This is a genomic window from Alloyangia pacifica (assembly GCF_900116195.1).
In the GTDB taxonomy this organism is placed as follows: domain Bacteria; phylum Pseudomonadota; class Alphaproteobacteria; order Rhodobacterales; family Rhodobacteraceae; genus Salipiger; species Salipiger pacificus.
On the sequence record NZ_FOZW01000008.1, the window covers coordinates 153,423 to 165,698 of the forward strand.

10 protein-coding genes are annotated in these 12,276 nt (G+C 65.9%); 6 read left to right on the forward strand and 4 right to left on the reverse strand.

All coding sequences use genetic code 11. The features are described 5' to 3' along the window. Position 1 precedes the first annotated feature (1 nt). Complete coding sequence (locus tag BM397_RS17505) at positions 2-1,291, forward strand: surface lipoprotein assembly modifier (RefSeq protein ID WP_092427238.1); 1,290 nt, start codon at positions 2-4, stop codon at positions 1,289-1,291. A gap of 32 nt (positions 1,292-1,323) precedes the next feature. Here BM397_RS17505 and BM397_RS17510 read toward each other — a convergent pair whose 3' ends face one another. Continuing rightward, on the reverse strand, positions 1,324-2,985 hold the full coding sequence (locus tag BM397_RS17510) for an alpha/beta hydrolase fold domain-containing protein (RefSeq protein ID WP_092427242.1): 1,662 nt from the start codon (positions 2,983-2,985) through the stop codon (positions 1,324-1,326). Between the two features lie 373 nt (positions 2,986-3,358). Then, positions 3,359-4,876, reverse strand: coding sequence for a peptide MFS transporter (locus tag BM397_RS17515; protein ID WP_092427245.1), 1,518 nt, complete (start codon positions 4,874-4,876; stop codon positions 3,359-3,361). Between the two features lie 256 nt (positions 4,877-5,132). Between BM397_RS17515 and arfA the strand changes: the two genes are divergently transcribed. The 5 genes from arfA to BM397_RS17540 all read left to right on the forward strand — a co-directional run bounded on the left by arfA (position 5,133) and on the right by BM397_RS17540 (position 10,864). Then, complete coding sequence (arfA, locus tag BM397_RS17520; protein ID WP_092427248.1) at positions 5,133-6,638, forward strand: arabinosylfuranosidase ArfA; 1,506 nt, start codon at positions 5,133-5,135, stop codon at positions 6,636-6,638. 3 nt (positions 6,639-6,641) lie between these two features. Further along, the gene (locus BM397_RS17525; protein WP_092427251.1) at positions 6,642-7,715 is read left to right on the forward strand and encodes an ABC transporter ATP-binding protein; all 1,074 of its coding nucleotides are present in this window, start codon (positions 6,642-6,644) and stop codon (positions 7,713-7,715) included. Positions 7,716-7,783: 68 nt separating this feature from the next. Beyond that, complete coding sequence (locus BM397_RS17530; RefSeq protein WP_092427254.1) at positions 7,784-9,070, forward strand: extracellular solute-binding protein; 1,287 nt, start codon at positions 7,784-7,786, stop codon at positions 9,068-9,070. Positions 9,071-9,149: 79 nt separating this feature from the next. Continuing rightward, positions 9,150-10,037 (forward strand): carbohydrate ABC transporter permease, encoded by an 888-nt coding sequence (locus BM397_RS17535; protein WP_176806737.1) that lies wholly within the window; start codon positions 9,150-9,152, stop codon positions 10,035-10,037. Then, positions 10,034-10,864 (forward strand): carbohydrate ABC transporter permease, encoded by an 831-nt coding sequence (locus tag BM397_RS17540; RefSeq protein WP_092427257.1) that lies wholly within the window; start codon positions 10,034-10,036, stop codon positions 10,862-10,864. The genes BM397_RS17535 and BM397_RS17540 overlap by 4 nt, the downstream gene beginning before the upstream one ends. A 153-nt stretch (positions 10,865-11,017) precedes the next feature. On the opposite strand, the gene BM397_RS17545 is transcribed toward BM397_RS17540, so the two are convergent. Next, positions 11,018-11,797 carry a FadR/GntR family transcriptional regulator gene (locus tag BM397_RS17545; protein ID WP_092427260.1) on the reverse strand — a complete coding sequence of 260 codons (780 nt, stop codon included), beginning with the start codon at positions 11,795-11,797 and terminating at the stop codon, positions 11,018-11,020. Positions 11,798-11,905: 108 nt separating this feature from the next. Continuing rightward, the gene (locus tag BM397_RS17550; RefSeq protein WP_092427263.1) at positions 11,906-12,253 is read right to left on the reverse strand and encodes an SH3 domain-containing protein; all 348 of its coding nucleotides are present in this window, start codon (positions 12,251-12,253) and stop codon (positions 11,906-11,908) included. Between the last annotated feature and the right edge of the window lie 23 nt (positions 12,254-12,276).

Consider the following 12,276-nt stretch of genomic DNA (forward strand, 5'->3'; position numbering starts at 1 on the left):
CATGCGTGCCACAAACATCCCGCACGCCGGCCCCTGGAGAGGGCTGGCGGTCGCGGTCTTCTTTGCCCTGCAGCTGCCGGGGGCGCAGGCCCGGGCACAGGAATCCGATGTCCCGCCAGTGCCTGCCGCCGCAGCCCCTGCGGAGATCGAGGCCGGGTTCCAGCAGGCGTTGGCCGCGCTCGCGCAGCGCCAGCCGGAAGCCGCCGTCCGGCTGCTGCGCAGGCTGCTCGCCAGCGATCCCAGCCTGCTCCGGGTGCGTCTCGAGCTGGCCCGGGCGCTGTTCGAGGCCAGAGAGTACGCGCAGTCGCGCGAGCAGTTCCGCATCGTGCTTTCCAATCCCGATCTGCCACCCTCGGTGCGTGGCAACATCCTGCGTTTCATGCGCGCCATCGACGAGCGGCGCGGTCTGCGCACGCGCTTCTCCTTTGCCCTGCGCGCGCCCGAGGGCGCGGGCCGCAGTTATGACAGCGACGAGGTCGAGACCATCCTCGGCGATCCGCCGCTGGTGCTGACCATGAACCGCGAGGATCCGCCGCTGACCGGGCTCGAGCTGGCCGGGGCGCTGCGCAAGCAATGGCCGCTGCGCGCCCGCGCCGGCGGCGCAACCCTGAGCGCCTACGTGCAGGCCGACGGCAATCTCTACCAGACCGGCGACAGCGACTGGGACGAGCTGGGCGCCGAGCTCAGCGCCGGCCTGCAGCTGACCTGGCCGCAGACCACCGCCTGGGCCGAGGCGATTGCCGGAACCGACTACTTCGGCGGGGAAATGATCGAGGAGCGCTTCGGTCTCGGGGCCGGGGTCAGCTGGCGCGGCGCGTCCGGCCTGACTGCCAGCGTCGAGACCGAGGTGATGGACGTGACCCTCGGCAGCCATCCGGATATCGACGTGACGCGCGCCAGCGCCAGGCTCTCGGTGATCCGTCCGCTGCGCGGGCGCACCCAGATCGCTGCGAGCCTGTCCCTGCAGCACCAGGAGGCGGACCGGGACGACCTGTCCTACGACTATGCCGAGCTGCGCCTCGGGGCGCGCAGCGAGGTTGGCGGCGGATTCTTGATCGAACCGTCGGTCTACGCGGCCTCCTTCGACCAGATCGGCGCGACGCCGCTGCTCGGCAAGGCGCGGCATGAAACCGAATACGGGATCGAGCTGCGGATCGACAAGACCGACACCTTCTTGTTCGGCCGGCTCACCCCCTACGTGCAGATCGAGGCAGCTCGGCGAGACAGCAACTTCGATGTCTACAGCTACCGCGATCTGCGGATCAGCGCGGGACTGACCAGCGCCTTCTGAGAGGCCGCCGCCAGGCGGCCTCCCCCCGCGCCCTACCCGGCGACCTCCTTCAGCCAGAGGCTCATCTCGCGCAGCCGCTCCTCGGCAACGCTGCCGAAGCCGATGGCGTGCAGATAGTCGCGCACCAGCCCCTTGCCCGGATCGACCTGCACCGGCACCGCCGCCGCCTGCAGCGCCGCGCCATAGGCGATGCCGCCGTCGCGCAGCGGGTCGTGCTCGGCCAGCGCGAGATAGGCCGGCGGCAGCCTGTCGTGCCGCGTCGCGACCAGCGGCGCAATCAGCGGGTCGCTCTGGCGCGCCGCCTCGTCCGGGCAGTATTGCGCATGTGCCGACAGCAACTGTGCCAAGGTCCAGAGCGGGCCTTCGGCGTATTCCGAGCAGGACGGCCGCGAGGTGTCGAAATCGCAGACCGGATAGATCAGCAGTTGCGCCGACAAGGGCACCCCGGCATCGCGGCTCAAAAGCGTCACCGCCGCGGCGAGGTTGCCCCCGGCACCGTCACCGCCGATCGCCAGGCGCGCAGGGTCGATCCCCAGAGTCTCGGCCTGCTCGCGCGCCCAGGCGATGACCGCCGGGATCTGCCGCAGCGCGTGGGGATAGGGGTGCTCGGGTGCCAGCGCGTAATCCACCGAAATCACCAGGTGCCCCGACCAGGCGGCGAGCCGCGCGGTGATGTTCCAGTGGGTTTCGGGGCTGCCCTGGCGCCACGCTCCGCCGTGCAGGTAGACCAGCGCCGGAAGAGGCTCCGATCCATGCGGCCGGAACAGCCGGACACGCACCGGGCCGCTCTCGGTGTCGATCCAGTGCTCCTCATCGGTATCAACACCCTCCGGGCTGGGAAGGCGCAGAGACCGCGAGACAGATTCGAAATGCAGCCGCCGGGTCGCCGCATCGCCCTCGGTCGGAAGGGTCGCCCAGGTGGCGTCCCAGGTCTCGCGGAAGCGGTAGATGTCGGGGTGAATGGCACGGGTCTCGGCGATCGGACGGGCCGAGGCCTCCTCGACCGAGAGCCCCGGTTTCATCACGAAGCGCAGCAGCATGTCCCCGACGTGGCGGCGAAGCTGCTGCTGTCCCTTGGGCTCGAACAGGGAATCGCCGAACAGGCTGGAAAAGGTCGCGCGGTTTGCGACGTTGAAGATCGCCAGCGCCGAAATGTGCCAATGCAACTCCAACGGGGTCAATCCGCGGCGGAACAATCCCTCGGTACAGCCGCGCTGGTAGATTTGGTCGAGCAGCCGGATCGCCGAGATGTTCTGCCCGGACAGGTCCCCGACCTTTTTCATGTGGCGCCCGTGGTGCAGGTTCTCGACCATAACGAGACGAACGAAGTCCTCGTGGGCGGCATGGTGGTCGAAGGTGAATTCCGCCAGTCGCCGCAGCGCCTCGACCGGGTGCAGGCTGGCCAGTTCCAGCTCGTCCTCGGCCGCGCGGACCCGGGCGTAGGCATCTTCGAGCACCGCGCGGTAGAGCCCCTCCTTGTCGCCGAAATAGTAATAGATCATTCGTTTCGAGGTCTCGGTCCCCGACGCGATGTCGTCGATCTTGGCCCCTGTCAGCCCGTGCTTCACGAAGGCCTTGCGCGCGACCTGCAGGATATTCGCGCGCACTGCCTCGGGATTCTGTTTCCAGTGACGTCGCGACGCTCCGTTGCCGTCGGTTTCCGGGTCGCGTTTGATCACGGTCGCATCCTCCATCCAAAATCTCTCCACAAATGAATTTACCATTCCGGGCACACGGCCCGGTCCTGCCTCGCTTCAGCGTCAGCCAAGTCCTTGCTTTTCCTATTGTCCGGGCTGATCACCCCGAGGCTTTCGCCTACAATTCGTTGTCAATTAAACAGTTCGTTCAAAATGCGACGCCCCGACCGCACCCGGCCTCTCCCAAATTCCAAGGGGGAAGACCGGACCCGCAACGGCTCGTCTACTACCAAAGTATAGTGAAAATCCTTCCGCGTCACGAACCGAGCCGCCAAAACTTCCCTTCGCGTACATTTGTGGCGCCGATCAGCGTCAGGAAAAACCGATTGCTCGCGCATTGGGCGGGCGGCGGCGGGCGGGTGGAACCTGCCTAAGGCCGCGCCCGCTCGTCCTCCGCAAGCTCCTCCTTGCCCGAAAGCGCCCATCGGGTGAGCGGCCATGACAGGCCAATCAGCACCAGTCCGGCAATGGCGCTGCCGAAGAAGAGCTGGTTGAACAGCCCTGGCAGGGCAGAGGGTGTCTCGGTGTCCATGCCTGCCGCCAGCAGCCCTGCCAGCAGGTTTCCCAGCGAGGCGGCGACGAACCAGAAGCCCATCATCTGGCTGACAAACCGTTCGGGCGCGAGCCGGGAGAAGGTCGAGAGCCCGACCGGGCTGAGCAGCAACTCGGCGCAGGTGTGGATGAAGAAGGTGCCGATCAGGAACAGCGCCGAGACCTTGGCCCCGGTCATCGCGATCTTGGCCGCCGGCACGAGGATCCAGAAGCCGAGCCCCACCAGCACCAACGCCAAGCCGAACTTGACGAAGACCGAGATCTCCCACCCGCGATCCTGCGCCCGGGTCCAGAACCAGGCGAAAAGCGGGGTCAGCAGGATGATGAAGGCCGGGTTGAGGTTCTGGAACCACGAGGCCGGCACCTCGAAGCTCAACAGGCGGCGGTCCGTCAGCTCTGCGGCGAAGATTGACAGCGACGAGCCCGCCTGCTCGAAACGCGACCAGAAGACCGCGGCCCCGACGAAGAGCACCGCAAGCACGATCATCCGCTTCTTCTCGGCGGCGCTGAGATCGCCGGCAATGTAGATGTTGAGAAAGAAACCGATCGCCACGGTGACGATCAGCACGCCGGTCGCCTGCGCCACGCCCTCGGCGCTGGTCACGTCGATCCGCCCGGTGCCGATGAGCAGCACCAGAATGGCGACCACCGCCCCGACGATCCCAAGGCTCACGAGATGATCGCGCCGCCGGGTCGCCGGATCGACGACCTTGGGCGGCGGGCGCTCGCCCTTGCCTTGCAGCGACCGGCTTCCGGCGTAGAGGAAGTTGACCAATCCCAGCGCCATGGCCACCGCCGCCGCGCCGAAGCCCCAGTGCCAACCCCAGACCTCGCCGAGATAGCCCGCGACGAAACCGCCGAGGATCGCCCCGAGGTTGATACCCATGTAGAAGAAGGAAAACCCCGCATCGCGCCCGCCGACATCATCCTTGGGGTAGAGCTCGCCCACCATGGTCGAGATATTGGGCTTCAGCAGCCCCGTCCCCACCGCGATGCAGCAAAGCCCGGCCAGGAATATCCAGGCGGTCGAGCCCGAGATGGCCAGCAGGATGTGACCGAGGATGATCACCGCGCCGCCGGCAATGATCGCCTTGCGCGCGCCCCAGAACCGGTCGGCCACCCAGCCGCCGGGCAGCGCGAGAATGTAGACCGCCGCCGAGTAGATGCCGTAGATCGCCACCGCTTCGGATGTCTGCAGACCCATGCCCCCGGTCTCGACCGCATCGACGAGATAGAGCACGAGGATCGCCCGCATGCCGTAGAAACTGAAGCGCTCCCACATCTCCACGAGAAAGAGCGACGGCAACCCAGCGGGGTATCTGGCTAATCTGGACATCAATGGCCTGCAAGAAATTCAATCCCCCGAGAATACCGCGAAAACACGCTTTGCGCGAAGCATTTGGCAAAAGATCGCCCGCCGCAGGCGGCGGCTCGCCGACGCGCCGAACCTGCTCTGAGACCTTCCGGTTGGCAGAGCGTGCGGTCGGATATTCCAACCCCCAAGGGTCGCTTCATTTCCCTTTTGAATGATGAGCGGTTGACAGCGCGCCGCCTTGTCGTTCTTTTGTCCTACAAATTAGGAGGAGAGTCGGATGCGGGTCACTGCTGCCATCCATCGCGCGTTTGAAATCGCAAAGATCGACGACAGGCTGTATGCCGCGTTCATCGAACATATGGGCCGGGCCATCTATTCCGGCATCTACGAGCCGGGGCACCCTCAGGCGGACGCGCACGGCTTCCGCCGCGACGTGGCGCAGATGGTGCGGGACCTGAACATCCCGGCGATCCGCTACCCGGGAGGCAATTTCGTCTCGGCCTACAACTGGGAGGATGGCATCGGGCCGAAGGAGGATCGCCCGGTCCGTCTCGACCTCGCCTGGCGCAGCAAGGAAAGCAACCAGGTCGGCATCAACGAGTTCGCCATCTGGGCGCAGGACCTCGGCATCGACATGATGCTGGCGGTCAACCTCGGCTCGCGCGGCATCTCGGATGCGCGCAACTTCATGGAATACGTCAACCACCCCTCGGGCACCCACTGGTCGGACCTGCGCCGCAGCCACGGGGTCGAGCAGCCATACAACGTGAAGATGTGGTGCCTCGGCAACGAGATGGACGGCCCCTGGCAGATCGGCCACAAGGAGGCCAAGGAATACGGCCGCCTCGCCGACGAGACCGCCAAGGCGCTGCGCCAGCTGACGCCGGGCGCCGAGATGGTGGTCTGCGGCTCGTCCAACGACGAGATGCCCACCTATCCCGACTGGGAGCGCGGCGTGCTGGAGGAATGCTACGAGAACGTCGACTACATCTCGCTGCACAAGTATTTCGGCAACTCCAGCAACGACACGCTGAACTTCTTCGGCAAGGTCGAGGAAACCGGCCGCTACATCCAGGCCATCGCCGGGGTGATCGACTTCGTGAAGGCCAAGAAGCGGGCGAAGAACGACGTCTACATCTGCTTCGACGAATGGAACGTCTGGTACCACAAGCGCGAGCAGGACTCGAAGAACTGGAAGAGCTGGGATTGGCCCGAGGCCCCTGCCCTGCTCGAAGAAGATTACAATTTCGAGGACGCGCTCTTCGTCGCCTGCCTGCTCAACGAATTCATCCGCCGCTCGGACCGGGTGAAGATCGCCTGTATCGCGCAGCTGGTGAACGTCATCGCGCCGATCCGCGCCGACAAGGGCGGCAAGGCCTGGCGGCAGTCGATCTACTGGCCCTACCAGCTAGCCTCGCTCTACGGGCGCGGCACGGCGCTGCGGGTGTCGGTGGACGGGCCGACCTACGACTGCGCGGTGGCCGACGACGTGCAGTATCTAGACGTGGCGGCGACCCATGACGCGGCGGGCGGCACCGTGACGCTGTTCATCGTCAACCGCCACCTGACCGAAGCCGCCGACCTGCGGCTGGCGCTGACCGGCTTCGAGGGGGCCTCGGTGATCGGACATCAGGTCATGGAAGGCCACGACCTGCGTGCCACCAATGGTCCGGACTCGGAGGCCATCGCCCCGGCTGAGGGCAGCGGGCTCGCGGTCGAGGACGGCACACTGGGCGGCTCGGTCGCGCCGCTGTCCTACCACGTCGTCCGGCTCAAGGTGTAAGCCATGTCGGGCGTGAAGCTGACGAACGTGAAAAAGTCCTTCGGGGCGCATGATGTCATCAAGGACGTCTCGCTGGAGGTCCCGAAGGGGGAGTTCGGGGTCTTCGTCGGCCCCTCGGGCTGCGGCAAGTCTACCTTGCTGCGGATGATCGCGGGGCTGGAGGAAAGCAGCGGCGGCACCATCGAGATCGGCGGGCGGGACGTCACCCATGTCGAGCCCGCCAAGCGCGGCGTCGCCATGGTGTTCCAGAGCTACGCGCTCTACCCGCACCTGAGCGTGGCCGAGAACATGGGCTTCTCGCTGCGACTCGCCCGTGCCCCGCGCCACGAGCGCGAGGAAAAGGTGCGCGAGGCAGCGCGGATCCTGCAGTTGACCGATCACCTCGACAAGAAGCCCTCGGCGCTCTCGGGCGGGCAGCGCCAGCGCGTTGCGATCGGCCGCGCCATCGTGCGCGAGCCAGAGGTGTTTCTCTTCGACGAGCCGCTGTCGAACCTCGACGCCGAGCTGCGGGTGCAGATGCGTCTGGAACTGACCCGGCTGCACCGGCAGATCGGCGCGACGATGATCTACGTCACCCACGACCAGGTCGAGGCGATGACCCTGGCCGACGACATCTTCGTGCTGAAGGGCGGCCACGTCATGCAGGCCGGACGTCCGCTGCATCTCTACGACGATCCGGACAACCGTTTCGTCGCGGGCTTCATCGGCTCTCCGGCGATGAACTTCGTCGACGCCGTGGTCACCGGCAGCGACGACGGCACGATCACCGCTGCGGCCGAGGAGGGCATTCTGCGCGCAGCGCTGCGCGGGCCCAAGCCCGCCGAGGGCAGCCGCGTGGTTCTGGGCGTGCGTCCCGAGCATCTGGTGCCGACCGAGACCGGCGGCCTGCCGGTGACGGTGGAAGTGGCAGAGGAACTGGGCGGGAATTCCTACCTGCACACCCGCTCCGCCTCGGGCGCCGACATCGTCTTCGAACGGCGCGGCAGCCGCGACCGGCTCGAGGGCCAGCGACTCAGTATCGGCGCAGAGCCGGACAAGGTTTTTGCCTTCACGCCCGAGGGCGCGAGGCTTCGCTAGGGTCTGCTGGAGGGCGGATCAGAACAGGTCGGGGCGCCTTTCGCCCCACGGTCAAGGAGGAGGACCGAATGAAACTGAAGACATTGGCACAGATCTCTGCAATCGCGGCGCTTGCCGGCATCGGCATGCCCGCCTTCGCGCAGCAGACCGTCACCTGGTGGGATTTCTTCGCCGGCGGCGACGGCGTGCGCATGAAGGCGCTGATCGAGCAGTTCAACGAGGAACACCCCGACGTGCAAATCGAGGGCACCACGCTTGAATGGGGCGTGCCCTTCTACACCAAGGTGCGCACGTCCGCCGCCGTGGGTCGCGGGCCGGACCTCATGACCTACCACCTGTCGCGCATGCCGCTCGGACTCAGCGAAGGCGTGCTGACCCCGATCACCGCGGCCGACCTGGACGCCGCGGGACTCAGCGAGGGTGATTTCTTCGCCAGCTCGCTCGACGCAGCCAAGGGGCCGGACGGCACGCTCTACGCGGTGCCCTTCGATATCCATTCCATCGTGCTCTATTACAACAAGACCTACCTCGAGGGGACGCGCTTCCTCGACGATGAAGGCAAGCTGACCGGTATCGAGAGCCTCGCCGACTTCGAGGAAGCCCTGCAGGCCGCCGCCGACAACGGCTCGGAGGCCCCGGTGACCTATGCCACCGGCGACGATGGCGGCACCTACCGCGTGTTCTACACGCTGCTCTCGCAGCAGGGCGGCACGCTGATCTCGGAAGACGGCGAAGTGCTGCCCGGTGACAGCGCCGAGAAGGCGGTCAAGGCGCTCGAGATCATGACCAATTGGCACGATCAGGGCTGGCAACCCGAGCAGGCGCTCTACGAGGCCTCGGTCGCGCTCTTCACCTCGGGCAAGTCGGCGTTCCAGCTCAATGGCGTCTGGGAAGTCCCGACGATGAAAGACCTCGAGAAGAACGGCAACCTCGGCTTCGAGTGGGGCGCGGTGGAGATCCCCAAGCTGATGGACACCCGGACAACCTGGGCCGACAGCCACGCCTGGGCGATCCCGGTGCAGGGCGACGAAGAGATGGACCCCGCCAAGCGCGAGGCGGTCATGCAGGTGATCGGCTGGATGGAAAAGCACGCGATCCAATGGGCCGATGCGGGCCACATCCCGGCCTACAAGCCGGTGGCCGAGAGCGACGAGTTCAAGACCATGGAGCCGAACGCGACCTACTCGTCGCTGGCCGATGGCGCGACCTACGATCCGCGCAGCGAAGTCGCCGGCGTGGCTTCGCCCGCCTATGACGCGGCGCAGAACATCATCTCGCCCGCAATGCACGGCTACCTGTCGGCGGAGGACGCGATCGAACAGGTCAAGTCCGAGCTGGAAAGCAAGATGAACTGAGGCGCGATCCGCGCCGCGGCCCCCGCGCGTCACCGCACGCGTGGGGGCTGAATACCCCTCTGGGAGGAGAATTGACGACATGGCCATGATCCGGAACCGGTCACGGCACAGGCTGGTGGCCTATTCGCTGATCCTGCCCTTCGTGGCGATCTTCGCGCTGGTCTTCGCCTATCCGGTGATCGAGGTGGTCCGCATGAGCTTCACCGACGCGCCGCTGATCGGCGGCGGCGACTGGGTGGGTTTTGACAACTACGCGCGGCTGCTCTCCGACAAGCTGTTCTACAAGTCGCTGGTCAACAACGGCTATTTCGTTCTGCTGACGGTCATCCCGACGACGGTGATCGCGCTGGTCATCGCGCTCGCGGTGAACCGGCTGTCGGGGCGGATGCAGGCGTTGGCGCTGGTGCTCTTCTTCATGCCCTACGTGCTGCCGGTCTCTGTGGTGACGCAGATCTGGGCCTGGATGCTCGACTTCCAGTTCGGCATCCTGCAACCGGTCATCGAGTTCTTCACCGGCAAGCCGGTGCCCGTCTTCAAGAACCCCTTCTGGGTCATGCCCGCCGTGGCGGTGGTGACGATCTGGTGGACCAACGGCTTCAACGTGCTGCTGTTTCTCGCCGGACTGCGCAACATCCCCGGGGAGCTCTACGAGGCCGCCAAGCTCGACGGCGCGACCCGCAGACAACTGTTCTTCAAGGTGACATGGCCGCTCCTGTGGCCGGTGACCGCGCTGGTGCTGACACTGCAACTGATCCTGCAGCTGAAGATCTTCGACCAGGTCTACCTGCTGTCCGAGGGCGGGCCGTTCAACTCCAGCTACGTGCTGCTGTTGATGGTCTACCGCGAGGCCTTCCAGCTCAACCACGGCGGCTATGCCGCGGCCATCTCGCTGGTGCTGTTCCTGATCATCGTGGTGATCTCGGTGCTGCAATTCCAGATCCTGCGCATCGGGGGGAAAGACAAATGACCCGGCAGAGACGTTTCGAGAACCTCGCGCTCACCGCCATCACGCTGCTCGCCGGGCTGATCTGGATCTTCCCGCTCTACTGGGCCTTCGTCACCTCGATCCGCTCGGAAAACCGGGTGGTCTCCGAGGGCGCCGGTCTCTTCCCGGACGAGTTCAACCTCTCGTCCTACGTCGACGCGCTGTTCAACACCTCGCTGATCGACTGGTACATCAACTCCATCGGCACCTCGGTGATCATCACCGCGGTGGTGCTGCTGACCGGCATGATGTGCGCCTACGCCCTCAGCCAGATGCAGTTTCCCGGTCGCCGCCTGCTCTACGGCATCGTGCTGGCCAGCTTCATGGTGCCGGCACAGGCGCTGGTGGTGCCGCAGTTCGTGCTGATGAACGATCTCGACCTGATCAACCGCTGGGGCGGGATCATCCTGCCACAGCTGGTCGTGCCGGTGGTGATCATCGTCTACAAGCAGTTCTTCGACGCGGTGCCGAAGGAGATGAAGGAGGCCGTGGTGCTGGATGGCGGCGGCGACTACACGCTGCTCTTCAAGGTCTACCTGCCGCTCAACTGGGGCATCACCACGGCGCTTGGCATCATCACCTTCATCATGAGCTGGAACGCCTTCCTCTGGCCCTTCCTGGTGATCACCACCGAGGACATGATGACCATTCCCGTCGGGATCACCCAGGTGAACGACGCCTTCGGCGTGGCCTACGCGCGGATCATGTCGGTGGCGCTGCTGGCAGCGGCCCCGGTGGTCATCGCCTACCTGATCTTCCAGAAGCGGGTGACCGAGGCAGTGATGATCTCGTCGGGCGTGAAAGGCTGACGCCAGAGTATCCTCCCGGGCACCCCGGTTCCCGGACCTGGCCCCCGCCGTGATCGGTGGGGGCTCTTTTGTGGGTCGGCATGCTCGGCAAGACAGGCGGAGGCGTGGCCTGCCCCCCGCAGGGCTGCCAAGACCGGAAGAAGGCCCGGCCGGTCAGACCTTCAACGTCGGCAACCCGAGGTCGAAGACGGTCGTGCCCTTGGAATCGAGCAGCGCCGTGTCCACCAGTTCGGTCATCAGCTTGCGCGCACCCACCGGGTCGCGCGCCTCGATCCGCTCGAAGACGGCAGCGTGCTCCTCGACCGGGTTGCGAGTGTGCGGGTTGGGCATGTCGCGGTAGCGGAAGGCGGTGGTATAGGCCACCGCCGCGCAAATCCCCGCCTCGAGCGACAGCAGAACCGGGTTGTGCGAGCTGATCAGGATCGCCCGGTGGAAGCTCGCATCGGCATTGTGCCAGCTGTCCTCGGTCATGTCGCAGTAGCGCATCGCGTGCAGCGCGTCGCGAAACAGCTGCATGTCCGCCTCGCTGCGGCGTTCGGCGGCGAAGGCGGCGGCGGGCGGCTCGATCATCGCGCGCATCTCGTAGAGTGCGCGGATATACCAGTCGGGCGGCGCGCCGCTCTCAAAACTCCAGCGCACCACATCGGGATCCAGTAGAGACCATTGCTCGCGCGGGGTCACTCGCGTGCCGCTGCGGGTGCGGGTGACCAGCATGCCCTTGCCCGCCAGCCGGCGCAGCGCCTCGCGGTAGGCCCCGCGTGAAATGCCTGTTTCGGCGAGGAAATCCATCTCCTTCGGGATCGGGTCTCCGCTGGCATAGACGCCGCTGACGATCTGGCGTCCCAGCCAGTCCGCGATGGATTCGTTCTTGCGTTTCTCGGGCGCGGCCTGCGTGTCGAAGCCGAGGCCAAGCGTGCTCAATTTGTCGGACATATTCCAAGTCTATCCGCGGGCACCCCGGTGTCAATTGCGCGTGATGCGCGCTTCGGCTGGCGTCGGGACAGCGCGTCCAAAATGCCTCTGCGCGCTCATGTGCCCGCATCAGGGCACGAAATTTCCCAGCCAGTTGCCGTGGGCCCAGCCCAGCATGTCATTCGGCCCGAAGCTGATCGCGTACCATTTGCCGCGACGCTCGTAGGTGCCGACCCGGTCGCCGTTGTGCAATTCGCCGATCTTGCGATACTCCGACCCCGGGCCGCTGCGCACTGCGAGGAACCCGTCGCCATTGGGGTCGAGCCCCATGACATCCGCATAGCCGAAGCAGGCGGCCTCGGAATCGGGCGGGCAGTAGGTCGTGAAGGGTACGTCGAGCTGTTGCGCCGTCGTGACAGAGGCGAGCGCGGCCCCCACAAGGAAGATCGGCAGGGCGATCGAGCGTTTGAGACGCATGTCGGGAAACTCCGGAAGTGCTT